Annotated in this window: 23 protein-coding genes; 18 read left to right on the forward strand and 5 right to left on the reverse strand. The window is 68.2% G+C overall.

All coding sequences use genetic code 11. The annotated features are described in order from the left end of the window. Positions 1-56: 56 nt before the first annotated feature. From nuoG to G6R31_RS03465, 8 genes are read left to right on the forward strand one after another with little or no spacing between them, the layout of a single operon-like run. Complete coding sequence (nuoG, locus tag G6R31_RS03430; RefSeq protein ID WP_017869274.1) at positions 57-2,246, forward strand: NADH-quinone oxidoreductase subunit NuoG; 2,190 nt, start codon at positions 57-59, stop codon at positions 2,244-2,246. Beyond that, on the forward strand, positions 2,246-3,439 hold the full coding sequence (gene nuoH, locus G6R31_RS03435) for an NADH-quinone oxidoreductase subunit NuoH (RefSeq protein ID WP_017869275.1): 1,194 nt from the start codon (positions 2,246-2,248) through the stop codon (positions 3,437-3,439). Before nuoG ends, nuoH begins: the two co-directional genes overlap by 1 nt. 57 nt (positions 3,440-3,496) lie before the next feature. Further along, positions 3,497-4,048 carry an NADH-quinone oxidoreductase subunit NuoI gene (gene nuoI / locus G6R31_RS03440; RefSeq protein ID WP_017869276.1) on the forward strand — a complete coding sequence of 184 codons (552 nt, stop codon included), beginning with the start codon at positions 3,497-3,499 and terminating at the stop codon, positions 4,046-4,048. After that, the gene (locus G6R31_RS03445) at positions 4,045-4,662 is read left to right on the forward strand and encodes an NADH-quinone oxidoreductase subunit J family protein (RefSeq protein WP_017869277.1); all 618 of its coding nucleotides are present in this window, start codon (positions 4,045-4,047) and stop codon (positions 4,660-4,662) included. The genes nuoI and G6R31_RS03445 overlap by 4 nt, the downstream gene beginning before the upstream one ends. Before the next feature lies 1 nt (position 4,663). After that, a complete protein-coding gene (nuoK, locus tag G6R31_RS03450) occupies positions 4,664-4,966 on the forward strand; it encodes an NADH-quinone oxidoreductase subunit NuoK (RefSeq protein ID WP_017869278.1) in 303 nt (100 codons plus the stop codon). 9 nt (positions 4,967-4,975) lie between these two features. Then, complete coding sequence (nuoL, locus tag G6R31_RS03455) at positions 4,976-6,898, forward strand: NADH-quinone oxidoreductase subunit L (protein ID WP_025566951.1); 1,923 nt, start codon at positions 4,976-4,978, stop codon at positions 6,896-6,898. A 37-nt stretch (positions 6,899-6,935) separates the two neighbouring features. Further along, positions 6,936-8,360 carry an NADH-quinone oxidoreductase subunit M gene (locus G6R31_RS03460; RefSeq protein WP_017869280.1) on the forward strand — a complete coding sequence of 475 codons (1,425 nt, stop codon included), beginning with the start codon at positions 6,936-6,938 and terminating at the stop codon, positions 8,358-8,360. Continuing rightward, positions 8,361-9,824 (forward strand): NADH-quinone oxidoreductase subunit N, encoded by a 1,464-nt coding sequence (locus G6R31_RS03465; protein ID WP_017869281.1) that lies wholly within the window; start codon positions 8,361-8,363, stop codon positions 9,822-9,824. It abuts the gene before it with no gap. Positions 9,825-10,047: 223 nt separating this feature from the next. On the opposite strand, the gene G6R31_RS03470 is transcribed toward G6R31_RS03465, so the two are convergent. From G6R31_RS03470 to G6R31_RS03480, 3 genes are all read right to left on the reverse strand, one after another. Next, positions 10,048-11,376 (reverse strand): S41 family peptidase, encoded by a 1,329-nt coding sequence (locus tag G6R31_RS03470; protein WP_081608181.1) that lies wholly within the window; start codon positions 11,374-11,376, stop codon positions 10,048-10,050. Between the two features lie 164 nt (positions 11,377-11,540). Next, entirely contained in the window at positions 11,541-12,185 is a 645-nt protein-coding gene (locus G6R31_RS03475; RefSeq protein WP_017869283.1) for a hypothetical protein, read from the reverse strand. 65 nt (positions 12,186-12,250) lie between these two features. Continuing rightward, positions 12,251-13,258: an MDR family oxidoreductase gene (locus G6R31_RS03480; RefSeq protein ID WP_017869284.1), complete on the reverse strand. Its 1,008-nt coding sequence runs from the start codon at positions 13,256-13,258 to the stop codon at positions 12,251-12,253. 112 nt (positions 13,259-13,370) lie between these two features. On the opposite strand from G6R31_RS03480, the gene G6R31_RS03485 reads away from it, so the two are divergent. The 5 genes from G6R31_RS03485 (at position 13,371) to G6R31_RS03505 (ending at position 18,598) form a co-directional block, all read left to right on the forward strand. Continuing rightward, complete coding sequence (locus G6R31_RS03485) at positions 13,371-14,531, forward strand: LCP family protein (protein WP_017869285.1); 1,161 nt, start codon at positions 13,371-13,373, stop codon at positions 14,529-14,531. A 135-nt stretch (positions 14,532-14,666) separates the two neighbouring features. Then, positions 14,667-16,757, forward strand: coding sequence for a 3-hydroxyacyl-CoA dehydrogenase NAD-binding domain-containing protein (locus G6R31_RS03490; RefSeq protein ID WP_017869286.1), 2,091 nt, complete (start codon positions 14,667-14,669; stop codon positions 16,755-16,757). 5 nt (positions 16,758-16,762) lie between these two features. Next, a complete protein-coding gene (locus tag G6R31_RS03495) occupies positions 16,763-17,065 on the forward strand; it encodes a hypothetical protein (protein WP_017869287.1) in 303 nt (100 codons plus the stop codon). A gap of 79 nt (positions 17,066-17,144) precedes the next feature. Further along, complete coding sequence (locus tag G6R31_RS03500; protein ID WP_017869288.1) at positions 17,145-18,104, forward strand: alpha/beta hydrolase; 960 nt, start codon at positions 17,145-17,147, stop codon at positions 18,102-18,104. 20 nt (positions 18,105-18,124) lie between these two features. Next, entirely contained in the window at positions 18,125-18,598 is a 474-nt protein-coding gene (locus tag G6R31_RS03505; RefSeq protein WP_017869289.1) for a hypothetical protein, read from the forward strand. Positions 18,599-18,677: 79 nt separating this feature from the next. Here G6R31_RS03505 and G6R31_RS03510 read toward each other — a convergent pair whose 3' ends face one another. Then, on the reverse strand, positions 18,678-19,640 hold the full coding sequence (locus G6R31_RS03510; RefSeq protein ID WP_017869290.1) for a hypothetical protein: 963 nt from the start codon (positions 19,638-19,640) through the stop codon (positions 18,678-18,680). Positions 19,641-20,061: 421 nt separating this feature from the next. On the opposite strand from G6R31_RS03510, the gene G6R31_RS03515 reads away from it, so the two are divergent. The 5 genes from G6R31_RS03515 (at position 20,062) to G6R31_RS03535 (ending at position 25,004) form a co-directional block, all read left to right on the forward strand. Further along, the gene (locus G6R31_RS03515; protein ID WP_017869291.1) at positions 20,062-21,612 is read left to right on the forward strand and encodes a 2-isopropylmalate synthase; all 1,551 of its coding nucleotides are present in this window, start codon (positions 20,062-20,064) and stop codon (positions 21,610-21,612) included. Between the two features lie 200 nt (positions 21,613-21,812). Continuing rightward, a complete protein-coding gene (locus tag G6R31_RS03520) occupies positions 21,813-22,607 on the forward strand; it encodes a chlorite dismutase family protein (protein WP_017869292.1) in 795 nt (264 codons plus the stop codon). Positions 22,608-22,805: 198 nt separating this feature from the next. Continuing rightward, positions 22,806-24,173: a coiled-coil domain-containing protein gene (locus tag G6R31_RS03525; protein ID WP_020381051.1), complete on the forward strand. Its 1,368-nt coding sequence runs from the start codon at positions 22,806-22,808 to the stop codon at positions 24,171-24,173. 258 nt (positions 24,174-24,431) lie between these two features. After that, positions 24,432-24,656, forward strand: a complete 225-nt coding sequence (locus G6R31_RS03530) for a cation transporter (protein WP_017869293.1) — start codon at positions 24,432-24,434, stop codon at positions 24,654-24,656. Continuing rightward, positions 24,657-25,004, forward strand: a complete 348-nt coding sequence (locus G6R31_RS03535) for a DUF503 domain-containing protein (RefSeq protein WP_017869294.1) — start codon at positions 24,657-24,659, stop codon at positions 25,002-25,004. Positions 25,005-25,061: 57 nt separating this feature from the next. Here G6R31_RS03535 and recN read toward each other — a convergent pair whose 3' ends face one another. Further along, a complete protein-coding gene (gene recN, locus G6R31_RS03540) occupies positions 25,062-26,765 on the reverse strand; it encodes a DNA repair protein RecN (protein WP_017869295.1) in 1,704 nt (567 codons plus the stop codon). Between the last annotated feature and the right edge of the window lie 16 nt (positions 26,766-26,781).

The following is a 26,781-nucleotide window of genomic DNA, read 5'->3' on the forward strand; positions in this document are numbered from 1 at the left end:
TCTTTGGCCTTTGGCCCTCAGCCTTCAGCCATTTGCGCCGACCAACGGGAGGCCCTGTGAAAGTTACCGTAGACGGAATCCCCCTCGACCTCCCGGCGGGCACCTCCGGCATCGACGCCGTGTTCGCCGCCGGGCGGGACGTGCCGTATTTCTGCGCCCACTCGTACCTCTCGCCCGTCGGGGCGTGCCGCATGTGTCTGGTCGAGGCCGGAACGCCGCGCAAGGGCAAGGACGGCGAACTGGAAAAGGACGAGAACGGCGAAGTCAAGATTTTCTACTTCCCCAAGCCGATGGCGTCTTGCACCATGCAGGCCACCGAAGGGATGCACATCAAGACCGCCGCGACGAGTGAAGTGGTCGCCAAGTCGCAGGCGGGCATGATGGAATTTACGCTCATCAACCACCCGCTCGACTGCCCCACCTGCGACAAGGGCGGCGCGTGCGAGTTGCAAGACCGCGCCTTCGAGTACGGCTACGGCGCGAGTCGCTTCGGCTTCGACCGCCGCCACGCCGACAAGCACTACCCGCTCTCGGACTTCGTGATTCTCGACCAGGAGCGCTGCATTCACTGCAAACGCTGCGTGCGTTACTTCGAGGAAGTGCCGGGCCAGGAAGTGCTCGACTTTATCGAGCGTGGCGGGCACACCTTCATCGACACCCAGGAAGGCGGGCTGCCCACCGGCTTTTCGGGCAACATCACCGACATCTGCCCGGTGGGGGCCTTGCTCGACAACGTGGCCCGCTTCCGGGGCCGCAACTGGGAGTACGACCACACGCCGACCACCTGCACGCTCTGCCCCGTCGGGTGCGCGATTACCGTGGACGCCCGCAACGGACGCCTGGAGCGCATCGTGGGCCGCGAAAACCGCGACGTGAACGAGATGTGGATTTGTGACGCCGGGCGCTTCGGGCACTCCTTTGCCAGCGAAGGCCGCCTGACCCGCCCGCTGATTCGGGAGGACGGCAAGCTGCGCGAGGCCGACTGGGACGAGGCGATGGCGGCCATGAACCGTGGGCTGGCCGGCGTTCACCCCTCGCACCTCGGTCTGTTCGTCGCCGCCGATTCCACCCTGGAAGAAGGCGTGGCGCTCGAACGGCTGGCCGCGCAGCTCGGGACGGGCAACGTGGACCATTGGCCGCGCTACGCCGCGCAGCTCACCGCGCCCACCGCCACGCTGACCGACGTGGCCCAGGCCGACGCGGTGGTGGTCATCGGGGCCGACCTGGGCGAAGAAGCGCCGGTGGTGGAGTTGCGCATTCTCGAAGCCCTGCGCGGCGGCATTTTGCCCACCGAGTTCGACCACGGCACGGCGATTGCCGACCTGCGCCTCACGGAGCGTCCCGCCCGCACGCCGGAAAAGCTGGCGGTCATCGGGCGCGAGTCGGGCCTCTGGCGTCACGCCGGGATTCGGGCCGCGTCCAACGGTCACAACGCCGTCGCCCGGCTGCTGCGGCCCGACACCGACGAATTGCGCGCGGCGCTGGCGTTGCTGGAAGGCGCCAAGCAGCCGGTGGTCATCCTCGGCGCCGACGTGCTGGGCAGCGGAACGGAGGCGCTGGCCGCGCAGGTCAGCGAACTGGCGAGCCGCACCGGGGCGAAGGTGCTGGCGATTCCGGCGGGGGCCAACAGCGCCGGGCTGGCCGCGCTGGGGCTGCTGCCACGTGACGGAGCCGCCGGGTACGCGGGCCTGGGTGACGCGCCTGCCGCCTTCCTCAGCCGCCTGGACCCGGTGGGGCAGGGGCTGGGCCTGCCGCGCGGCTTTACCGTCGTCCACGACACCCACCTGACCGAAACGGCGAAACGGGCCGACGTGGTGCTGCCTGCCGTGACGAACTATGAAAAGCGCGGCACGACGGTCAACCTCGAAGGCCGGTTCCTGGCACTGGAGCAAGCGGCGCTGGAAGCGGGCGAGGGGGCCGACCTGATTCGCACTCTCACCGCGCTGGCGGGGGCGCTGGGCGTGCGGCCCGGGGTGCGCGGGCTGAAGTCGGCGCAGGCGGCCTTGCACGAGCGGCTGGGCGTGCGGGTGGACGGGTTGCCGGAGCGGGGAGCGCTGAACCTGAACGTGACCCGCGCCGCCGCGCCCGCAGGGGTGCCGTACACGCCGCAGCTCTGGAAACCCCGGATGCGCCCGGTGACGCGGGAAGGCGAAACCTGGGTCGAGCGCACCCGGCAACTCGTGGAGGAAAAGTGGGCGCTGCCGATGTACGTTCCCCAGCCCGTCCAACCCGGAGGTGACGACTGATGCCCGACTGGCTTTCCGCGCTGCTCGTGACGCTGCTCAAGGCGGTGCTGGTCGCACTCGCGCTGCTCACGGCCTTCGCTTACATGACCCTCATCGAGCGCCGCTTGCTGGGCCGCATTCAGCTGCGCCCCGGACCCAACCGGGTGGGGCCGCTCGGACTGCTGCAACCGCTGGCCGACGCCATCAAGAGCATTTTCAAGGAGGACGTGACCGTCACTCTGGCCGACAAGCTGGTGTATACCCTCGCGCCGATTCTGGCCATCGGCATGGCGCTGACCGCGTTCGGGGGGATTCCGGCGGGGCCGCCCGGCAGTCTGTTCGGCACCGACCCCTGGGTGTACAACCTCGACGCGGGGGTGCTGGCGCTGCTGGCGCTGACCTCCATGGGGGTGTACGGCATCTTTCTCGGTGGCTGGGCGTCAGGGTCCAAGTACCCGATGCTGGGGTCGCTGCGGTCCTCGGCGCAGATGATTTCCTACGAACTCGGCATGGGCCTGAGCATTCTGGGCCTGCTGATGCTGGTGGGCAGCACCAACTTCCTCGACATCGTGGAGTGGCAGGCGGGCGCCCAGGGCCACGGCTGGCTGATTCTGTTTCAGGTGTTCGCCTTCGCGCTGTTTCTGGTCAGCAGCTTCGCCGAAGTCAACCGCACCCCCTTCGACCTGCCCGAAGCCGAGCAGGAACTCGTGGCGGGCTACCTCACCGAGTATTCGTCCATCAAGTGGGCGCTGTTTCAGATGGCCGAGTACGTCAACATCATGACCGCCTCGGCGCTGATGAGCACGCTGTTTTTCGGCGGCTACCGGGGGCCGGGCTTTCTGGAAGGGGTGATTCCCGGCATCAGCTCGTGGCCGCTGGTGTGGCTGATCGCCAAAATCGCTTTTTTCATGTTCCTGTTCATCTGGGTCCGCGCCACGCTGCCCCGCCTGCGCTACGACCAGCTCATGCGCCTGGGCTGGAAACTGACGCTGCCGCTCGCGCTGCTCAACACCGTGGCGGTGGCGGCGGTTCTCGCCTTCGTGCCTCCTGAAGGGCTGCTCGGCATTCCCCGGCTGTGGCTACTCGGCGCGGTCAGCCTGCTCTTGCTGCTGATTCTGTTTGCCGCCAGCGACGCGGTGCGCGGCCTGTGGAACGCGCCCGCCCTGCGCCAAGGGGACAAACGGGTGCCGGGCCGCACACTGGGGGGCGACTGATGGTTTCTTTCCTCTGCTCTCCGCTCTCCGCCCTCTGCACCGCCAAAGGAGGCCACCATGGGTGTCCTTGACATCGCCAAAGGCATGGGCGTGACCCTCGGCAAGCTGTTTCAAAAGCCCCTGACCGTCAGTTATCCCGAGGAGCGGGCCACCTTGCAGCCGCGCTTCCGGGGCCGCCATGTGCTGACCCGTCACCCCGCTGCACGCCCCGGCGAGCTGGGACTGGAAAAGTGCATCGGCTGCTCGCTGTGCGCCGCCGCCTGCCCCGCCTACGCCATCTACGTGGAAGCCGCCGAGAACGACCCGCATAACCCCGTCAGCCCCGGCGAGCGCTACGCCAAGGTCTACGAAATCAACATGCTGCGCTGCATCTTCTGCGGCCTGTGCGAGGAAGCCTGTCCGACGGGCGCGGTGGTGCTGGGCAACGAGTTCGAGATGGCCGATTACCGCTCGCGTGACTTCGTGTACGGCAAGGAAGACATGCTGGTCGGCGTGACCGGCAGTCGCCCGCAGCGCCGCGAGGCTCTGGGGTCGGGCAAACCCGTGCGGCTGGGCTTTCAGGTGGAAGGCGGCCCCCGCGCCGAACTGGAAGGAGTGGACTACCCATGATGCTGGCTTTTATCCTGCTGGGCGCACTCGCCATTGCTGGGGGCATCCTGACCATCGCGGCGAGGAACGCGGTTCACGCGGCGCTGGGACTGGTCGGCACCCTCATCAGCGTGGCGGGGCTGTTCGCGTCCATGAGCGCGTCGTTTCTGGCGGCGACCCAGGTGATCGTGTACGCCGGGGCCATCATGGTGCTGTTTCTCTTCGTCATCATGCTGCTGGGGGCCAACCAGCCCTTGACCGCCAAAGACCCGCTGCCCTTTGTCGGGCCGCTGGGGGCCATCGCCGCGCTGCTGCTCGCGGGCGGTTTCGTGGCGCTGGCGCTGACCTATCAGGACCCCCGTCCGCTGGCCGAAAGCGTGCAGGCGCTGCGCGGCGGCTCGGCGGGCGCGGTGGGCGAAACGCTGCTCACCCGCTTCCTGCTGCCCTTTGAAGCCGTGAGCATCCTGCTTCTGGTCGCCATCGTCGGTTCGGTGGCCCTGGTGCAGCGGCCCGTACCCCAGCCCGACGGCGTGACCGACGAAGCCGCAAACGAACTGGCCCCCGCTGCCGGGCGGGCCTGGCGCGAAGGGAAAGCGGCGGCGCTGAGCAGCGAACCCCTCAAGGAGCGTGCCTGAGATGGTGCCGACCTCGTATTACCTCGCGCTCTCGGGCATCCTGTTCGCGCTGGGCCTCATCGGAGTGATGACCCGCCGCACGGCCATCCTGATTTTTCTCTCGGTGGAACTGATGCTCAATGCCGCCAACATTGCCCTGGTCGCGTTTGCCCGCTCGTGGGGCGACCTGATGGGGCAGACCGCCGTGTTTATCGTGATGACGCTGGCCGCCGCCGAAGTGGCGATTGGCCTGGCGATCATCGTCGCTATCTTCCGCAAGCGCGAAACCACCAACGTGGACGACCTCGCGCAACTCAAAGGCTGAGTGGGAATGATGCCTCTGTATTTGCTTCCCCTGCTGCCGCTCGTCGGCTTCGCGCTGCTGATGTGCTTCCCCAAAGCCTTCCCCGGTAAAACGGGCGGCTACCTCGCCTCCCTGATGGTGCTGCTGAGTTTCGTGGTGGCGGTCACCCGCTCCCTCGGGCTGGACGGCACGCCCGACCACGAGTCGCTGTGGCCCTGGCTGCCGAACATGGCGCTCGGTGCCAACCTCAACGTCGGCTTTTACCTCGACCAGCTTTCCAGCCTGATGACCCTGATCATCACGGGCATCGGCTTCCTGATTCACGTCTATTCCCTCAGTTACATGAGTCACGACGCCAAGTTCACGCGCTTTTTCGCGTTCCTGAACCTGTTCGTGTCCATGATGCTGATTCTGGTGCTGGCCGACTCCTACCCGCTGATGTTCGTGGGCTGGGAAGGGGTGGGCGTGGCGTCGTTCCTGCTCATCGGCTTCTGGCATTCGGGGCGGCACTCGGAAGCGTCCGACCCGCGCACCCTGGAAGCAAGCACGCGAGAAGGCCGCGCCAACTCCGACGCCGCCCGCAAAGCGTTCATCATGAACCGTATCGGCGACCTCGGCTTCATGCTGGGCATGTTCCTGCTGTACAAGCTCTACGGCACGCTCAGCATTCCCGAACTCGCGGGGCAGGCGCAGGGCACCCGCGTGGCGCAGTCGGCCATCGAACTGGCGTGTCTGTTCCTGCTCGTCGGCGCGGTGGGCAAGTCGGGTCAGTTGCCGCTGACGACCTGGCTCCCCGACGCGATGGCTGGCCCCACGCCCGTTTCGGCGCTGATTCACGCGGCGACGATGGTGACGGCGGGCGTGTACCTGATTACGCGCAGCCACTTCCTGTACGAACTCGCGCCCGCCGCGTCGAACTGGGTGGCCTGGGTCGGTGGCCTGACCGCGCTGTACGGCGCACTCTCGGCCCTGAACCAGAGCGACATCAAGAAGATTCTGGCCTACTCGACCGTCTCGCAGCTCGGCTACATGTTCATGGCGGTGGGCCTGGGCGCGTACTCGGCGGGCGTGTTTCACCTGCTGACCCATGCGTTTTTCAAGGCGCTGCTGTTTCTCTGCGCGGGGGCCGTGATTCACGCGCTGCACGAAGAACAGGATGTGCGGGCGATGGGCGGGATGCGGAAATTTATGCCGTTTACCCACATCGCCGCACTCATGGGCGTGCTGGCGATTTCGGGCATTCCCATCTGGAGCGGCTTTTTCTCCAAGGACGCGATTCTGGCGGCGGCCTGGGCGCAAAACCCCTGGTTGTACGTCATCGGGCTGGGCGTGGCGCTGCTGACCGCCTTTTACATGGGCCGCTGGTATTTCCTGGTCTGGCGCGGCGAATACCGGGGCGCTGTCCCCCACCCCCACGAGGCCGACGGGTTGATGAAACTGCCGCTGGGCGTGCTGGCGCTGCTGGCGACCCTGGGCGGGCTGCTCAACATTCCGACCTTCCTGCCGGGGGGCACGCACGCCTTCGATACCTACCTGGGCCGCGCGATTCCGCAGCACGCGCATCACATTCCGGTGAGTACCGAGTGGCTGCTGACCGCTCTGGCGGTGCTGGCCGGGCTGCTGGGACTGGGCTGGGCCTGGATGGACCACCGCCGCCGGGCGCTGGCCGACGGCCCGCTGGGGCAGGTCAGCACGTCGGCGCTGTACCTCGACAACCTGTATAACGGTCTGTTCGCCGCGCCGAGCCGGGCAGCCGCGCAGGGGCTGGACGCTGTGGACCGGGGGGTGGACGCCGGGCTGAGTGGGGTGGCCCGCAACGCGGGGGCGCCGGGCAGCCTGTTTGCCCGCATGCAGAGCGGGTATGTCCGCGCCTACGCGGTGAGCATGGTGCTGGGCACGGCGCTGATTATCGGGTACTGGGCACTGACCATGATTGGCCGGGGGGGAAGCTGATGCGGCCCGTGGTTCCTGAGGCCGCCGGAGGCACCGCATGACGAGTCTGATGCTGTTTTTGCCGCTGCTGGGGGCGCTGCTGGTGCTGCTCACTCCGGTCAAGTGGCGCGAGGAAGTCGCGGGGTTTTTCGCCGCCGTGACGCTGGGCCTGGGCCTGTGGCTGTGGCGGCTGGGGGGCGAGGGGCTGAGTGTCTCGCCCTGGGTGCCGCCGCTGGGGATGACCTACGCGGTGGAACTGAACGGCGTGGGGCTGGCCTTCGCGCTCGTCACGGCGTTCATGACCCTGATGGCCGTGTGGTACGCCGCCCGCCGGGTGCCGAATCCGGGGCCGATGCTGGCGATGGTGCTGGCGATGGAAACCGGGCTGCTGGGCATCTTCGCGGCGCGGGACCTGATTCTGTTCTACGTGTTTTTCGAGTGGGCGCTGATTCCCTCGCTGCTGATGCTGGCGGTCTACGGCGGGCCAGGGCGGATGCGGGCGCTGGTCAAGTTCGGCGCCTACACGCTGCTCGGCTCGCTGCTGATGCTGCTGAGCTTCATCGGCTACAAGTGGCTCGGCGGCAGCCCCACCTTCGCCCTGCCGGACCTGCTGGCACACCCGGTGAGGGGTGCGGCGCAGACCTGGCTGTACCTGGGCTTTCTGGCGGCGATGGCGGTCAAGCTGCCGCTGTGGCCGCTGCACGCCTGGCTGCCCGACTTTCACGAACAGAACCACGAAAGCGGCGTTCCCGACGTGATGGGCACGCTGTACAAGGTGGGGGGCTACGGCATCTTCGTCTTCGGGCTGACGCTGTTTCCCGACGCTTCGCTGGAGCTGCGCCCGGTCCTGATGGGGCTGGCGGCCTTCACCGCGCTGTATGCCGCCTGGATCGCCTTTCACCAGAGCAACTGGAAGCGGCTGCTGGCCTATGCGGGTCTTTCGCACATGGGCTTCGTGGCGCTGGGGCTGTTTTCGCTGAACGAAACGGCGGTCATCGGCGCGATGTACCTGCTCGCCTTCCAGAACCTCTACACCGGGGCGCTGTTCATGGCGGTGGGGATGCTGCAGGAGCGCGTCGGCAGCCTGGATACCCGCGTGGGCGGCGTGATGAACCAGGCCGGCGCGCTGGGCGGGCTGACGCTGGCGCTGTGGCTGGCGTCCATCGCGGTGCCAGGCTTTGCGGGCTTTGTCGGGGAATTTTCGGTGCTGCTGGGGGCCTATCAGGTGAGTCCCTGGCTGACGTTCCTGGCCGGGCTGACCACCATCGCCGCCGCCGCCTACGCGCTGACCGCTTTTCAGCGGACCTTCTGGGAGGGGCGGCCCCTGGGCGCGGTGCGGGTCGCGGACCTGCGCGGCACCGAGTGGCTGGTGCTGGTGCTGCCGCTGCTGGCGGCGCTGCTGTTCGGGGTGTACTCGGCCCCGGTGCTGAACCTGATGCAGCCGGCGGTGCGGGCCGCGCTCTCGTCCTTAGGGGGACAGTAAATGAATCTGGTTTTGCCTGACGTGAGTTTTGCCCCCATGTTGCCGCTGCTGCTGGTGCTGGCGGGGGCCATCGTGTCCACCCTGGGGGGCTTCTGGCTGCCGCGCCGGACCCTGACGGCGCTCAACGTGGTCTTTTTGCTCGCTTCCGGAGCCAGTCTGGTCTGGCTCTGGGGGGCGGGCGCCGACGTGCCGCGCTCGGCCTTTGCCGGGGCGCTGCGGGCGGACCCGGCGGCGCTGCTGCTGGGGGGCACAGTGCTGCTCGGGGCGCTGCTGACGCTGCTGGTGTCGCTGGACACGGCCTACCGCGCCCGCGTGAGCTTTGCCGAATTCGACGCGCTGCTGATGTACGCGGTGACCGGCTGCCTGCTGATCGCCTTTTCGGGCGACCTGATCGTGATGCTCATCGGCCTGGAAATCATGAGCCTGGCGAGTTACGTGCTGGTGACCTTTCAGGACTCGCGCCGCGCCGAGGAATCGGGCCTGAAGTACTTTCTGCTCGGGTCGGTGGGCAGCGCGATTCTGATTTATGGTCTGGCCTTCCTGTACGGCGCGACCGGAACGCTGAACTACGCGGGCATCGCGCAGCAGGTGAGCGTGCTGGAACCGGCGAACCTGGGGGTGCTGGTGGCCGGAACGCTGCTGGTGCTGGCGGGCTTCGGGTTCAAGATTTCGTTGGTGCCTTTCCATCAATGGACGCCCGACGTGTACAGCGGGGCGCCCACGCTGGTGTCGCTGTTTCTGAGCACCGTGGTCAAGGTGGCCGCCTTTGCCGGAATGCTGCGGGTCTTCGGCGGGGCGCTCGCGGCGGGACCGGGCTGGCACGCGGTGCTTCAGGTGCTCGTCGCGCTGACCCTCCTGATCGGCAACGCGGCGGCGCTGTATCAGCAGAACTTCAAGCGGCTGCTCGCCTACTCGGCGGTGGCGCACACCGGCTTCCTGGCGATGACGCTGCTGGGGGACACGGCGCAGGGCGGCGCGGCGCTGGGGTACTACCTGCTCGTCTACACCCTGATGACCGTGGCGGCCCTGGCCATCGTGGCGGCGTTGCAGCGCACCGAGGAGGGCATGAGCGTCAACGACCTGCGCGGCCTGTACTACCGGCACCCGGCCTACGCCGCAGCGCTGGCGGTGTGCCTCGCGTCGCTGGCGGGGCTGCCGCCGTTCGCGGGGTTTTTCGCCAAATATCTGGCGTTTCAGGTGGCGTTCGAGAGCGGGTACGTGGTCGTCAGCCTGCTCGCGGTGCTGAGCAGCGTGGCGGCGCTGGTGTACTACCTGCGCCCCGCCATGCTGATGTTCATGCCCGACCGCACCCCCGCCCGCGAGTACGCGCACGGCCAGCGCCCGGCGACCACCTTCGCGGTGGCGCTGAGCCTGATCGGAATCGTGGTGCTGGGGCTGCTGCCCAACCTGTGGTACGGCTGGGTGGCGCCGCCCGAAATCTGGCGGTTGCTGGCCGGCACCTGATACGGATTCCGATTGAATCTGGTAGTTTCAGATTCAATCCGACTTGCAAAGCTGCGCAGCAGAGCGGATGCGAGTAGGAAAAAATACGGATTCTGCGATATGGATGCACAGGCGGCGCTTTCCCGACTGTGCAGGAATTTAGCGGAATCCGTATGACTTCCGGGCGCCCGGAGGCAGCCAAAGGAGAAGGGGGAAGACGAGACGGTCTTTCCCCTCTTTGCGGTCAAGGCGCTGTGGGCGCCGCCGTCTCCCCGAGGGCGGAAAGCGCCGCTTCGAGGCCGGTGTCGCGCCCCTGGGTGGTCAGCAGGCCGATGTCCAGGGGCGCGGGCACGTCCGGGGTCAGGCGGGCCGGCAAAGGCACGTCGCCCGTCGCGTAGCCCCGGAAAACGGTCACGGCAATCAGGCCCCCGTCGGGCAGGTTGCGTAGCAGCACGCCGCTGTTGGCGACGCCCTTGGTCGCCTCGCCCACCAGTCGGGCGCCGCCCTTTTGCGCGTAGTAGGCGAAGACCTCGGCGCACGAGGCGGTGTCGGGGCCGATCAGCACGGCGGCGGGGCCGGTCCACACCCGGCGCGAGGGGCTGGCGAACACGCTGTCGAGGTAAGCCCCTTCGCGCCCGTCCAGGCCGCTGTACGAAAATCCGCCGACCGCGTAGCTGGCGTTGTAGACCACCGGCCCGAAAATGCTGGCGGCGGCCACGCACTGCTGAAGATTGCCGCCCCCGTTGAAGCGCAGGTCCACGATCAGGCGGCGCACCCCGCTGGCCTGAAGTTGCCGCACCTGCGCCAGAAACTCGGCGGCGGTGTCGGGCGACAGAAAACTGGGCAGGTCGATCACGGCGACCCGGCCCCCGGCGCCCACCCACACGGGTTCGGGCCGGTCACGGGCGGGAAGAGGCAGCCCGATGACTTTGAGGGTCTGTTCGTCTTCCCCGGCGCGGCGCAGGGTGAGGTCTATCGCCTGTCCGGTGCGTTCCATACGGGCAAACTCGTTGGGCCCGAAGTCCCCGGGGGGCGCGGCCTGACCGGGCGCGAGCAGGCCGCCCACCGCCTTGCCGTTCACCTGCGTGATCAGGTCCAGGCGGCGCACACCCAGCAGGTCGGCGGGACTGCCTGCGGCGACCGAGGCGACCAGCAGCCCGCCCTGCACGCGGGCGAGGCGCAGCCCGGTGCGCGGGACCACCTGCCCCTGCTCGCTCTCGCGGTAGCGGGCGGCGCCCTCCGGGTCGCGCACGTAGGTGTGGGCGTCACCGAAGTCGGCCAGCAGTTCGCCCAGGACCGCCCGGCCCGTGTCGTAGCTGCACGTTTCGCCCTGCGGCGCACAGGCGCGGGCCAGCTTGCGGGCGTACTGGGCTTCCAGCGTGCGGAAATTCCGGGTGGACCAGCCATGATAATTTTCGCGGACCACTTTGGTCGCCGCCGCGTAGAGGTCGCTGGCGGGGCTGGCCTGCGCGCCCGTCGCCATGAGCATCGCCCCAGTGAGGAAAACCGCCCCGAGCCGGTGCCAGCGGGAAACGCGGGCAGTCTGGCGGCGGGGCGGCGGGCGCAGGCACATGAGGGCAGGCTAGCGTGCCGGGGGTCACTGCGCCTTCAGCCTTTTGGCGGAGAAGGGCGGAAAGGCGGGGTAAAGAGGGGCAGAAGAAATCTCCCCCGTACGGGACAGGGGAGAAGGGTACAGGGGAGAATTTATACAGCTTCGAAAAAGAGTTCAGTCCCGTATTACAACTCGTCGAGGGTGCGCCAGGCCGCAGGTTCTTTGGTGCCGTTCTCGACCCTGGCGTTCACGCCGAAGAGGTTCCCGGTGCCGCTGACCTTGAGGGCGTTCCAGCCTGGCTGGGTGGTGACGTTGACGGTGGCAGGGATGGCTATGCCGATGCCGACCAGTTTCTGGCAGTCGACAGCGCCGCTCAGGGTGGTGGCTTGGTCGGTGTAGATCCAGGCGCGGCCCTCGAAGGACTTGCTCGCCACGCTCGTCGTGACCTGCCCGGCGAGGGCCTTGCCCTGCTTGGTGCCGCGGGTGAGGTCCAGCGTCACCACGCCGTAGCCCTTGGCGCCGGGCACGCTCGACTGCAGGGTGCCCACGCAGCCGATGCTGCCCAGGACTTCGTTGGCTGTCATCAGGCGGCGGCTGAATTTCTCGGGCGCGGGCAGCAGCAGGGTAAAGCCACCGTCGGCGGCCACCTGGGCCTCGGAAAGCTGTCCCAAGGTCTCGTCGTTCAGGACCACCTTGCCGGTGCCGGAACCGCTGACCACCGTACCGGTGATGCTTTCGGTCTGCTCAGCGGTGGCGGGGGCAGTCGGGGCCGAGCTGCAAGACGCCAAGGCGAGTGACAGCGCAAGGGAGGGAAGCAGCATCTTGTTCATGCTTCCAGCATAGGGAAACGCTGTCACAACGGTGTCACCTTGATACCCGGCTGATCGGCGGCTCCTCAGTCCCGGGCCACGTCGATTACTGTTCGGCCCCGCACCTGCCCGGCCAGAATCTGCGCGGCCAGCGCGGGCACGTCGCTCAGGGGTCGGCGCTGCGTGACCCCGGCCAGCACCGAGGCGGGCAGGTCGCGCGCGAGGCGATCCCAGGCGGCGCGGCGGCGCGGCACCGGGCAGGTGTTGGAGTCGATACCGGCGAGGGTGATCCCGCGCAGAATAAAGGGAAACACGGTGGTGTGCAGTTCGGCCCCGCCCGCGTTGCCACAGGCGGCGACCACGCCGTGGGTGCGGGTCGCGGCGACAGCGGCAGCGAGGGTCTGACCGCCCACCGTGTCCACCACCCCGGCCCAGCGCTCCTTTTCCAGCGGGCGATTCGGGGTGAGGTCGCCCCGTCCGATCACCTCGCTGGCCCCCAGCCCGCGCAGGTAGTCGCTTTCTTCCGGGCGGCCCGTGCTGGCGGTGACGCTGAAGCCCGCTTTCGCCAGGAGCCGCACCGCCGTGCTGCCCACGCCGCCCGCCGCGCCCGTGACCAGCACCTCGCCGCCGGAGGGGGAGACGCCGCCTTCTTCCAGCGCCATCACCGCGAGCATGGCCGTGAAGCCCGCCGTGCCCACGCTCATCGCCCACACCGCGTCGGTGCCTGGGGGCAGCGGCACCAGCGAGGCGGCGGGCACACGGGCGAACTCGCTGTAGCCGCCGTCCACCTTTTCGCCGCTGCCCCAGCCCGTCAGGATGACCCCGTCGCCGGGGCGGTACTCTGTACTGTCTGACGAAACCACCTCGCCCGCCAGGTCGATGCCGGGGATGATGGGGTAACGCCGCAGCACTCCGGGGCGGCCCATGACCGCCAGGCCGTCCTTGTAGTTGAGCGAGCTGCACTGCACGCGCACCAGCGTGTCGCCCTCGCCCAGGTCGCTCAGGGTGAGCTGCTGAAACTCGGGGCGAATGCCCGCGTCGTCCTTGACCATGCGCAGGGCGCGGAAGGTGGGGGGCAGGGTGGGGGTGGACATGAACAGCCTCCTGATGGGTGGGGATGGGGGGTGTGCCCCAGGCTAGCGTGCCGCGCCCGCCTCATCCCAAAGTCGGTTGGTTCCTCACGCGCTGGGGGCTATTCTGGCCCGTGTGCGCCGCGTTCTCGCCCTGATTCTGATTGTGCTGGCCGGTCTGGTCGCCCTGCTTTCGCCCGCGTTTCCCGCCCTGGCCCGGTACGGCGCCCTGCCCCGGCACGGTGAAAAGCCTCTGAACGTGCTGCTGGCGGGCGTGGACGTGGACTACGACGACAAGGCCGGGGTCTGGCCTTATCCGGCCAAGCCCGAGGACTACAGCGGGCGCACCGACACCATCGTCATGACGCAGGTGCGGCCCGACGGCACCGTCAAGCTGCTGAGTATTCCGCGTGACAGCTGGGTGCCGATTGTGGGGTGGTCCGGCGGCTCGGGCAAAATCAACAGCGCCAACGTGCACGGTGGCCCCGACATGCTGGTGAACACCGTGCAGGCCCTGACCGGCGTGCGCCCCGACGGGTACGCGCTGCTGAGCCTGAACGCCCTGCGCGCCGTGACCGAGGCGGTGGGCGGCGTGACCATCGACGTGCCGCAGCGCATGAAGTACGACGACAACGCCGGGAACCTGCACATCGACCTGCAACCGGGCCGCCAGCGGCTGAGCGGCGAACAGGCCGAGGGCTTCCTGCGGTTTCGCAAGGACAACCTGGGCGATATCGGGCGGGTGGGGCGGCAGCAACAGTTCCTGACCGCCCTGATTGCCGAAATCCGCCGCCCGGCCAACGTCTGGAAGCTGCCCCGGGTGATTGCGGCCCTGGACGCCAACGCCAAGACCAACCTCACGCGCGCCCAGATCGCCGAGCTGCTGGGCGCGGCGCAGCGGGGGCCGAAAGTGAGCACCTACACGGTGCCCGGCAACTTCGGCATGGTGGGGGCCGCCTCGGTCTGGAACGTGGACACGCCCCGGCTCGATGCCCTGCTGGGCGAGCAGTTCCGTGACCCGAACGACCCCCACGGTCTGCGCGTGCTGGTCTTCAACGCCGACGCCCCCGACGGCAGCGCCCGGCGCCTGAAGGCCCGGCTGGAGAGCCTGGGTTACCGCAATGTCACTGCGGCCAACGAGGCCCGGCCCTGGCCCGTGACCACCGTGTCCGGCCCCGCCGCGCCCGCCGCCGCGCTGCTGCGCGACCTGGGATATGGGCAACTGGACCCTGCGGCGCCGGGTACGCCCGGCAGCGAACTCACCATTCGCCTCGGACGCGACACCCCGGCACAGTAGGCCGGGAAACAGTAGGCCGGGAAGGGGGCAGGGCAGGCGGAAAGTGAACGCGCACGTTCATTCTGTACGTCCACGTTGACCTTGCCCGCCGGACGTGGAAGCATGGGCCGACACCACAAACAGGAGGCTCTACCCATGACCCAAGGCACCCCCAACCGTGTGGACCAGACCCGCGACGGCGACGTTCTCATTCTGACCATCAACAACCCCCCCGTGAACGCCTTCGGCCCCGGCGTGCCCGAGGGCCTCAAGGCCGGGCTGGACGCCGCTGCCGCCGACGACAGTGTCAGGGCCGTGGTCATCATCGGCGGCGGGCGCACCTTCGTGGCGGGCGCGGACATCAAGGGCTTCGGCCTCCCGCGTGAGCAGGCCCCCGACCTGCGCGGCACCGTCGCCAAGCTGGACGCCTTTGCCAAGCCCACCGTCGCCGCCATTCACGGCACGGCCCTCGGCGGCGGGCTGGAACTGGCGCTGGGCTGCACCTACCGCGTGGCGACCAAAGACGCGCAACTTGGCCTGCCCGAAGTCAAACTGGGCGTGCTTCCCGGCGCGGGCGGCACCCAGCGCCTGCCCCGCGTGGTGGGCGCTCAGAAGGCGCTGGACATGATGCTCTCCGGCACGCCCATCCGGGCCACCGAAGCCCAGTCCCTCGGCCTGGTGGACGAACTCGTAGACGGTGACCTGCTCGCCGGGGCCGTCGCTTTTGCCCGCGCCCACGCCGACGCCCGCCCGCTGCCGCGTATCAGCGAGCGCGGCGTGGAGGGCGGCAGCCCCGAACTGTTCGCCGCCGCCCGCGAGGGCCTGAAAAAGACCCACCGGGGCCAGCACTCGCCCTCGCACATCGTGGACCTCGCGGAAATGGCCGCGACCAAGCCCTTTCAGGAAGGCTGGGACGCCGAAGCCGACCGCTTCGTCGACTCGCTGAACAGCCCGCAGTCGCGCGGCCTGCGCCACATCTTCTTCGCCGAGCGCGAAGCGGGCAAGGTGCGCGGCCTGGGCAAGGACACGCCCACCACCGACATCAAGTCCGCCGGAATCATCGGCGCGGGCACGATGGGCGGCGGCATCGCCATGAACTTCCTGAACGTCGGCATTCCCGTGACCATCGTGGAAACCACCCAGGAGGCGCTCGACCGGGGCCTGGGCGTCATTCGCAGGAACTACGAGAACACCGCGAAAAAGGGCCGCATGACGCAGGACGACGTGGAAAAGCGCATGGCCCTGCTGACCCCCACCCTCAAGATGGACGACCTGAAGGACGCCGACATCATCATCGAGGCCGTCTTCGAGAACATGGACGTGAAGAAGGACATCTTCAGGAACCTCGATAGGGTGGCCAAGCCCGGCGCGATTCTGGCGAGCAACACCAGCACGCTGGACGTGAACGAAATCGCCAGCGTGACGGGCCGCCCCGAACAGGTCATCGGCCTGCACTTTTTCAGCCCCGCCAACGTGATGAAGCTGCTGGAAATCGTCCGCGCGGACAGAACCAGCGACAGCGTGCTGGCGACCAGCCTCGCGCTGGCCAAACGCATCAAGAAAGTCGGCGTGGTGGTGGGCGTGTGCGACGGCTTCGTGGGCAACCGCATGGTTCACCGCTACGGCGACGAGGCCCGCAAAATCGTGGAGGAAGGTGCCCGCCCTGAGGACGTGGACGCCGCCATGAACGCGCTGGGCCTGCCGATGGGGCCGTTCCAGATGAGCGACATGGCCGGGCTGGACATCGGCTATTCCATCCGGCAGCACCAGGCCAGAGTGCGCGGCGAGAGCGAACCCGACGGCTGGCTCGACCGCATCGTGAAAACCGGGCGCAAGGGCCAGAAGACGCAGGGCGGCATCTACGACTATGATCAGGACCGCAAGCCCAAGCCCAACGCCGACGTGCAGAAGCTCATCGAGGACTACCGCGCCGAGAAGGGCCTCCAGCCCCGCGCGATTTCCCAGGAAGAAATCACGGGGCGCCTCGCCTACTCGCTGGTCAACGAGGGGGCCAAGATTCTGGAAGAAGGCATCGCGCAGCGGGCGAGCGACATTGACGTGATTTACATCTACGGCTACGGCTTCCCGGCCTACCGGGGCGGCCCGATGCAGTACGCCAGCGAGCAGGGCCTGAAGAACGTGGCCGCCGACCTCGAAAAATACGGCCAGACGCCCGCGCCGCTGCTCAGGAAACTGGCCGAGGGTGGCAAGACCTTCAGCGACTACGACCGCGAGGCTGGAGCGTAAAGCGAATGCCGGAAGGGGCCGTCACGCGGTTGGAGGCCATCTGGCACTTTTGCCGGGACCATGAGCGTCTGGTTCGGCGCTCGCCCCGCTGCGGCTGCTTTCACTGCGAGTCCTTTTTTGCACCCGGCGAAATCGAGGCGTGGGTGGACGACCTGAGTACCGCGCTCTGCCCCCGCTGCGGCATAGATGCGGCGCTCCCCGACGTGCCGCTCTATGCCCTGAACGCCGAACTGCTGCGCGAGATGCGTGTGGCGTTTTTCGAGTCGTCTGCGCTGGCAGGCCCCGGCAGCGGGCACTTCCCGGCGTAGCCCACTCTGGCTGGGGGGACCGGAAGCGGCGATATGTGCAGCCTGCGGTCCCTCCCAGCTTTTTTCCCCAGGAGCCCCGATGCCTGTAGACCCCCAGCTGTACCAAGTCCTGCTGCAACTTTCGCAGGCCCCCCAACCCGGCAGTCTGGAAGAGATGCGGGCCAGTGTGCGGGCCAACGCCGTCCGCAGCCCCAAACGCCCGGTCAGCCTGGGCGAGGTGCGCGACCTGACCTTGCCCGGCCCGGACGGTTCACTCGGCGCCCGGCTCTATCACCCCGCCGGGCAGGTCCCCGCGTCGGGCTGGCCGCTGACGGTGTATTTCCACGGCGGCGGGTTCGTGGCTTACGACCTCGACACCCACGACGCCCTGTGCCGCGAACTGTGCGCGGCGTCCGGCGCGGCGGTGCTGAGCGTGGCCTACCGCCTCGCCCCCGAGCACAAGTTTCCCGCTGCCGTTCACGACGCCTTCGCCAGCGTGGTCTGGGCCGCCGCACACGCCGCTGGCCTCGGGGCCGACGCTTCCCGGCTGGCGGTGGCCGGGGACAGTGCCGGGGCGAACCTCGCCGTCGCCGCGTCGCTGCGTGCCCGCGACGAGGGCGGCCCCGCGCTGCGGGCGCAACTGCTGATTTACCCCGCCGCCGACTTCGGCAACCCTAGGCGTTACCCCAGCCGCCGGGAAAACGCACGCGGGTACTTTCTGACCGCCGAGCGCATGAAGTTCTTCGGGCAGATGTACCTCGCCCGGCCCGAAGACGCCGCACACCCGCACGCCTCGCCGGTGAACGCGGAGAGTCTGGCGGGGCTGCCGCCCGCGCTGGTGCTGACCGCCGAGTTCGACCCCCTGCGCGACGAGGGTGCCTTCCTGGCCGACGCGCTGCGGGCCGCCGGGGTGGACAGCGAGCACCGCCCCGGCCCCGGTATGATTCACGGCTTTGCCAACATGACCGGCGTGTCCTCCGCCGCCGCGCAACTCGTGGACGACGCGGGCCGCTGGCTGGGGGACAGGCTGCGCGAAGGGAGGATAAGCCAGTCTTCATGAGCCTCATTTAGCCTCTTGTCATGTCCCCTCTCCTCCGGCGTGCGTCCCTCGCCCTGCTGCTTCCCGCCTTGACCGGATGCGCCATCGGGGCCTACATCAGCCCGCTCTCGCCGCTCGAACGGCAGTTCAACGGCACCTACGAGGGCATCGGTGTGGGACCGACCGGGCGGGTGCCGTACCGACTGGTCCTGGCGGTGCAGCCCCGGGGCCAGGGGGTCAGCGGCGTGCTGACCAACCTGGAAAACCGCAAGGCCTACGCCCTGAGCGGCAGCTTCGAGCAGAAGGGAGACACGCTGACCCTCGACACCTCGCTGTTCGAACAGGGCAACCAGCACCGGGGCAACCTGCGCGGCGAGGTGCGGGAGGGCGAATTCAGCGGTCAGTTGCGTACGGTCCTGTTCGGCAAGGAGTTGCTGAGTTACAGGGTCACGCTTGGGCGGGTCAGTTCCGAGGGTGCCGCAGGGCGTGAAACGTCATCACAACGCCTGCCCTGAACTCCCGGCAAAAACAGGCCGCCACCTCCGGTCAGGGAAGTGGCGGCCTGCTCGCGCTCCGAAGTCGGAGCTTCGCGGATCAGCGCTTCTTGGTGGTGGTCGTGGTGGTCTTGACCGGAGCCGATGCCAGCAGGCGGCGGCTGGTGGCGGCGCTGCGGGCACCCATCACGGTGGCGAGCAGGGTCAGGCCGCTGCCGAGCAGCCAGCTCAGGCCGGTGTTGCGGGCGGCGATGCGGGCGTTGTCTTCGGCCACCTGGGCGGCACGCTGGGCCTGGGTTTCCACGCGGTTGACGGTGTTGTTGACCGTCGTCTGCACTTCACGCGCCTGGGCGTCGGTCAGGCCCTGACGCTGGAGGCGGGTGATGAACTGCTCGCCGCTCAGGGCCTTCTTGATGTACTCGGTGCGGGCCTTGGCGAAGTCGGCGATGCTGGTCACGTCCTGCTCGCCCAGGTCGTACTGCGCCCGGCGCACGATGCCGCTCACGACGTTGCCGGTGGCGCTGACCTGCTCACGGGTCAGGTTGGGGCTGTTGTCGGCGATCAGAGCCTCGATGTCGTCCTGGCTGATGCTGCCCAGCACGTTCTGGGTGCCCGGGTCCTGCGCGGCGGCGGTGCCCGCGGCGGCTCCGGCAGTGGCCGTGGCGCCCAGCACGTTGCCGGCCACGCTGGTGGCGGTTCCCAGCAGGCGGCTGGCGCTGTTCACGGCGAACAGGGTGCTCGCCAGAATCAGCAGGCCCGCCGTGACCAGACCGGTCAGGGTGGCGTCTTCGTGGGTCATGGCGGCGAGGCCGTCGCTGTTGTGGGTGGCAGGCGCACTCGCCCGCACGGCGGTCAGGCCAGCGGCGTAGGCGCCGACCAGCGCGGCAATGGCGGTCCAGATGGCGGCGGCGATGCCCACCCCGGTCAGCGACAGGCCCGTCAGCGCGGTGATGACGGTGCCCAGGGCGATGATGGAGAGGGTGGTGACGACACCCATCACCAGGCCGGCGAGGATGCCGCTCCAGGACAGGCGGCGGGACAGACGATCAGTGTTCAGGGTCATGGTTCTCCTTGGCAAGCGCGGCAAGGTGAGACAGGGCGCTTGAGAATCGGAAAGGATTTCGACTGCGGGTGCTGGTCGTGATTTCGACCACGTGCCAGCTTAGGGGCCAGCCTCGGAAAGTGCCCGGACGCTTGATTCAGCTTCTTCTCATCTGGTAGGCGTGCCGGGCAGCCTCACCGCGCCCAGGGGAAAGGGCCAGGCAAGAAGGGACCGGCAGGAATGGACAGGCAAAATAGACAACCCCCGTAGACAACCCCTGCGCCATGCCCGCCTGCCCGCTTACAGTTGGGCCATGTTCGCAAGCGGCCTGCTTCTTCTGAGCCTTCCTCCGGTGGAGTGACGGCGGACGCAGCCCCGTATCCCAGCCCCCCCCGGAAGCCCCAGACCTTCCGGGGGGATTTTTCATTTGCAAGGAGTGCCCATGACCCAGACCGAGTCCCAGCAACGCATCCGCATCTTCGACACCACCCTGCGTGACGGCGAGCAGTCGCCCGGTGTGGCGCTCAACCACGCGCAGAAGCTGGAAATCGCGCACACCCTGGCCCGTCTGGGCGTGGACGTGATCGAGGCCGGGTTCCCGATTGCCAGCCCCGGTGACCTCGAAGGCGTCAGCCGCATCGCCCGCGAAGTGCGGGGGCCGGTCATCGCGGGTCTGGCGCGGGCGAACCGGGCCGACATCGAGGCGGCGGCCAGAGCGGTCGAGGCCGCCGAGAACGCCCGCATCCACACCTTCATCGCCACCAGCCCGATTCACATGCAGAAGAAGCTGAATCTGGAGCCGGACGCCGTGATCGAGCGGGCGGTGCAGGCGGTCACGCTGGCCCGCACGTTCGTAGACGACGTGGAATTCAGCGCCGAGGACGCCACCCGCAGCGACTGGGACTTTCTGAGCCGTATCTTCAAGGCCGCCGTCGAAGCGGGCGCGACCACCATCAACGTGCCCGACACGGTGGGCTACACCACGCCCGAGGAGATGCGCCGGCTGTTTGCGTACCTCAGGGCCGAACTGCCCGCGCACGTCATCCTGTCCAGCCATTGCCACGACGACCTCGGCATGGCGGTCGCCAACTCCATCGCGGCGGCGGAGGGCGGCGCGCGGCAGATCGAATGCACCGTCAACGGCATCGGCGAGCGGGCCGGAAACGCCTCGCTGGAAGAAATCGTGATGGCGTTTCACACCCGGCGCGACGTGTACGGCTTTGAGACCGGCATCCGCACCCGTGAGCTGTACCGCGCTTCGCGGCTGGTGTCGCGCCTGAGCGGGATGCCGGTGCAGCCCAACAAGGCCATCGTGGGCGACAACGCCTTCGCGCACGAGTCGGGCATTCATCAGGACGGCGTGATCAAGGCCCGCGAAACCTACGAAATCATGAACGCCGAACTGGTGGGCCGTGAGGCCGCCGTGCTGGTCATGGGCAAGCACTCGGGCCGCGCCGCCTTCCGCAAGGCGCTGACCGACCTGGGCTACGAGGACATTCCCGACGACAAGGTGCAGTACCTGTTCGGGCGCTTCAAGGACCTCGCCGACCGCAAGGGCCAGATTTACGCCGAGGACCTGCGCGCCCTGGTGGACGCCCGCAGCGACGTGCCGCAGACCTTCAGCCTGGAGGGGTTCCAGATCACTTCCGGCATGAACATGATGCCGGTCGCGTTCGTGCGCCTGCACACGCCCGACGGCCCGGTGGACGCCACCGCGCACGGCGACGGCCCGGTGGAAGCGGCGTTTCAGGCCATTTCCAAGATTACGGGGCTGCATCCCACGCTGGAGAGCTACCGCATCCAGTCGGTCACCCGGGGCGACGACGCGCTCGGCGAGGTCAGCATTCACGTCCGGCACGGCGAAACGCACCTGAGTGGCACCGGGGTCGCCACCGACATCGTGGAAGCGTCGGCCCGCGCCTGGATTCGCGTGATGAACATGATCGTGGCCGGAATGGGCAAGAACAAGGCGATTACGCAGATGACGCCCTGAGGGGGCGGATGGCAGAAGACAGATGGCTAATGGCGGAGGGCTGGGGCGGGGGCTGGGGGTTGCCTTCTTCCGGTCCTTCCTGAACGGTCGGACGGGGCAAAATGTCCACCGGGCGCAGTGAAACAGTAGGGGCAATGACCCCTGAACACAGTCCAGTCAGCCCGGCCCCTTCCGAGTCTCAGCCTGCGCCCGCTGCGCCGATGCAGCCGTCTGGCCCCGCGGTCGCCGCGCCCAAAGGCCGCCCCAAGCGGATGGTGGACCTCGACCCCAGCGGGCAGGTCACGCAAAAGGAACCCGACCGCGCCCAGCGGCAGTTTCTGAGTTACGCCTTCTACAAGCTCGACCCGGCCTTCCGCCGCCTGCCGCACGCCGAGCGCGAGGAGATGAAGGCCGAGTTTCGGGCGGCGGTGGAGGGCTGGGTCGCGGACGCCGAACCGCGTCAGGGGCTGATTCAGCGTTCCTACTCGCTGGTCGGCATCCGCAACGATGTGGACTTCATGCTCTGGCGCATCGCCTTCGACGTGAACGACTTCCAGGCGGCCCAGGCCCGGCTCAACCGCACCCGCATGATGGGCTACCTGCACCAGAGCGCCACCTACCTCGCCATGCAAAAGCGCAGCCAGTACGTCAACCGGATCGAGGGCAGCGGGCACGGCCTGGAAATCCTGCCGGGACAGGGCAAGTACCTCTTCATCTACCCCTTCATCAAGACCCGCGCCTGGTACGACCTGACCCCCTACGCCCGCCAGGGCATGATGGACGAGCACATCTACGCCTCCGAGCCGTTCAAGGGGGTGCGCATCAACACCAGCTACTCCTACGGCATCGACGACCAGGAGTTCGTGGTGTCGTTCGACTCCGACTACCCGCAGGAATTCGTGGACCTCGTTCACCGCCTGCGCTACACCGAGGCGAGCAACTACACCTTGCAGGACACGCCGATGTACACCTGCGTGAAAAAAGACCTCGCGGCGGTGCTCGACGACCTGGCCTGAAGTTGGGCCTGAGCCTGCGTCCGGTTTCCGGGGACCGTGTGGGGGCGGTCCCTTTCTGCGCCTCCCCCTTTTCTGCACTCTGCGGCCAAAGATGAATCCCGCATTACATTCCCCCCACACTCTGACGGGAAGGCGGGGCGCACAATGGCGGTATTGACCGGCCAGGCACCCACCCGGCCGGACCGAAAGGAGTACGACATGTCCAACCAGAACACCGGCGGCGTCAGCCCCCGTAGCCTGATTCTCCTGGGAGCCTTCGCCGCTCTCGCCCTCAACCGTGACCTTCGCCGGGGCCTCGTGGTGGGCACCCGCGACGCCGCCCGCACCGCCCAGGACACCTACGCGGAAACCGTGCGCCCCGCCATCGGACAGACGCTCGGGGCCCTGCGTGAGGAAGGCCCGCACTGGCTGGAGCAGGCGCAGGGCCGCGCCGGCACGCTGGCACAGATGGCCGCCGCCCGCGCCGCGCAACTGCGCGAAGAAGCCGAGGACGCCGCCGAGCAGCTTCAGCGTGACTATGACCGGCAGTACGCGCCCAAGCTGCGTGGCCTGGTCAGCGACCTGAGCGACACCGCCGAGGAGCGCCGCCGCGCGGCGCAGAAGGCCGCCAAAGTCGCCCGCAAGGGGGGCAGCGCCCTGCTCTCGGGCCTCCAGCACCGCGCGGGGGACCTGCTCGACGAGGCCGGGGAACGCGTGGCCGACACCCGCAACGACGCCCACAAGTCGCTGATGACTGCTCAGAAGGTGGCCACCAAGAAGGGCAGCGCCCTGCTTTCCGAAGTGCAGGACCATGCCGGTGAGTGGATTGCCCACGCCGAGGACGCCCTGGAAGAAGGCCGCCGCGACGCCGACCGTCGCCTCTCCCGCGCCCGCCGTCAGGCCCAGAAGGAACTGCGCCGCGCCCACCGCGACTGGGACGCCGACAAGCTCGAACGCGCCGTCACCAAGAAGCTCGCGCCCCTGCAAAAGCAACTGGGCCGTGACCTCGCCCGCCTGGAAAAAGACGCCAAGCACCGCCAGCACGCCCTGCGCGGCGAGTCGGGTGGCAGTGGCCTGAGCGGCAGCGCATTTACTCTGCTGGCGCTGGGTGCGGGCGCTGTGGTGCTGGCCCGTGTTCCGGCGGCCCGCAAGACGGTGCTGGACGCTGTGGAAAGCGTCAACCCCGACGCCGCCAAGTCGCTGCACCGCTTCAGCCGTCAGGCCCGCGAACTCATCGGCAGCGCGTGGCTCGAAACCATTGAGGAGCCTAAAGCCGCTCCTGCTCCGGCGGCGCCCGCTGCGGCCCAGGGCACCCAGGCCGGCACCACCGGCGCGGCCTGGGGCGGTTCCCCGGCCCCTGACGCCCCGGCTGCCCAGGGCATGGCGAACACCTCCCCCGCCCCCAAGCCCGGCGACGCGGTTCAGACTGGTGCTCCCGAAGTGAAGGCCCCCAACGCCGGGGCCACCACCACCGACGAAAAGCCGGTCACCAGCCCCAAGACCGAGGGCTTCCTCAAGGACCAGGGAACGGCGGGCCAGAGCAGCAGCCAGGCCAGCGGCGCTCAGGACCAGAAGAAGAGCAACTGAGAAGACTTCGAAAAATAGATTTTATAGGAAATCTATTTTTCCGAGCGAAGCGAGTAGAAGATACGGATTTGAACGGAGCGCAACGCATTCAGGCGCTTTCCCTGGATGCGCGGAGTGGAGTTCAAATCCGTATGATCCCGTTTTGAAAGGTTCCGCCTGAGCCGTTTTTTAACCGAGTGGACGCATTTCTGAAGAGGAGTGCGTCCATTTTCTTTGCCTTCCCCCGGAAACAGACTTCCGACAGAGCGCCGCCGCATAATGGACCTCATGACTGCAACTGCCACGCGCGTACTTTTGGGTGTCCGGGGAATGAACAGGGAAGCGGGCGAACGGGTCGCGGCCGCGCTGCTCGCCCTGCCCGGCGTCAGTCAGGCGACCCCCGACGAAGGCCAGATCGAGGTTCACTACGACCCGTCCTTGCACACGGTCATGGACCTTGTCCGGACGGTGAGAATGCAGGGCTTCCTGGCCGGGATGCTCTGAGTGGCGCTCGGATATGTCGGGGTGCTGACCGTTCGGCTGGAAATGCCCTGGGTCAGCAACCTCAAGGAAAAACGCGCTCTGGTGCGGCCTGTCGTCGAGCGCCTCAAGGTCCGTTTTCCGCTCACGGTGGCCCGGCTCGACGGTCTGGACGCCCACGACTGGGAAGTCATCGGGGTCGCCACACTCAGCAACGACTACCAGTGGGTCGAGGAAACGTTGAAGATGGCCGCCGACTACATCGCCTCCGAGGGGCCGTACCGGGTGGCCGAGGAAACGGTGGAAATCACGGTGCTGGGGGACGGGGACGACCTGGACAGGGACGAATGGGACGGGGACGACTTGGACTGAGCGCGTCTACGAAAAGGGGAGAGGCCCGGTTCGCCTCTCCCACTTTTCGTTCGTTTTTTAGCCTTCCAGCAGCTCCCGCGCGTGCTTCAGCGCCGCTTCCGAGGTGTTGCCGGAGAGCATCCGGGCGATTTCTTCGAGGCGCTCGTCGCCCGTGAGCAGGCGCACGCGGCTGACGGTGCGGCCCTCTTCCACCCGTTTTTCCACCTTGTAGTGGTGGTGGGCGCGGGCGGCAATCTGGGCGAGGTGGGTGACGACCAGAACCTGCCGGGCGCCGGCGAGGCGCGAGAGCTGCTCGGCCACTTTGGTGGCCGCCGCGCCCCCGATGCCCGCGTCCACCTCGTCGAAGACCACGCTGGGGGTGTCGGCGCCGAGGACCGTGCTGACCGCCAGCATCACCCGCGACAGTTCACCGCCCGAGGCCACGTCGGACAGCGGCCCGAGTTCCTCGCCGGGGTTGGCCGAAAAGCGCAGCAGCACGTCGCTGAGGCCGGAAGCGGCGGGTTCGGCCAGCGGGGAGAGGGCGAACTCCATGCGGGCGTGGGGCATCCCCAGCTCGCGAATGACCGCCAGCAGCGACTTCGCCAGCGGCCCGGCCTCGCGCTCGCGGGCCGTGTCCAGCGCCTTGCCGACCCTGAGCAGTTCGGCATGCAGGGCGTCCACGTCGGCTTGCAGGCTGCCCGCGTCGCGCTCGTCGGCTTCCAGGGCGGCAAGTTCCTCGGCGGCCCGCGCCCCGAATTCCACCACGTCTTCCAGTGTGGGACCGTACTTGTTTTTCAGCTTGCTCAGGGCGCTCAGGCGGGCTTCCACCCGGTCGAGTGCTTCGGGGTCCGCCGCCGAGCCTTCGGCCACGTCGCGCAGCTCGCCCGCGATGGCCTGCACGCTTTCGAGTGCCGAGCGCAGGTCGCTTTGCAGTTGCCGCACCGTTTCGTCGTACTTGGCTCCGGCGTTGAGCGCCCGCACTGCCTCACCGAGCAGCCCCGCCGCGTTCAGGTCGCCGTCGCTCAGGAGTTCCACGCCGCCCGCCGCCGCCTGCTGGGTGGTGTGGAGGTTGGACAGGCGCGAAAGTTCGGTGTTCAGGCCCTCTTCCTCGCCGGGGTCGGGGCTGACCTCGCTGATTTCCTGCACCTGAAAGGCGAGCAGGTCGATTTGCCGCGCCCGTTCGCGCTGGCTGGCCTGGAGGCGTTCGAGTCGGCCCACCGCCCCGCGCCACGCCGCGTGCGCCGCGGCGTACGCCTGGGCTTCCCCCGGCACCCGGCGGTCGAGCAGACCGCGCTGGTTGGCGGGCGACAGCAGACTGACCGCCGAGTGCTGCCAGTGAATGGTCAGCCGCCCCTGCGCCCACTCCTGCAACTCGCGCACGCTGACCACCTCGCCCGAGAGCCGCGCCGCCCCCCGGCCCGCGCTGCTCAGGCGTCGGCTGGCGCTGTCGGCCTCGGTTTCGTCGCCGTCGCCCCAGAAGCCGGTCACCAGCAGTTCCTTTTCCCCGCTGCGAATCAGGTCGTGGTTGGCCCGCCCGCCCAGCAGCAGCCCCAGCGCGTCCACGATGATGCTTTTGCCCGCCCCCGTCTCGCCGGTAAAGGCGCAAAAGCCGCCGCCGAGGTCGAGGTCGAGCTGCGTGATGGTGGCGAGGTTGCGAATTTCCAGCCGCGAGAGCCGGGGAAAAGCGGGGGCCGCGTCGGACGTGGACAGCTCGGCGGCGGTGCCCGCAGGTGCGGCGGTCTCGGGTGGGGCGGGTTTGGGGGGACGGGCCTTGCGGGTCACGGGGACGATTTTACGC

The sequence above is a fragment of the Deinococcus wulumuqiensis R12 genome, assembly GCF_011067105.1.
Lineage (GTDB): Bacteria > Deinococcota > Deinococci > Deinococcales > Deinococcaceae > Deinococcus > Deinococcus wulumuqiensis.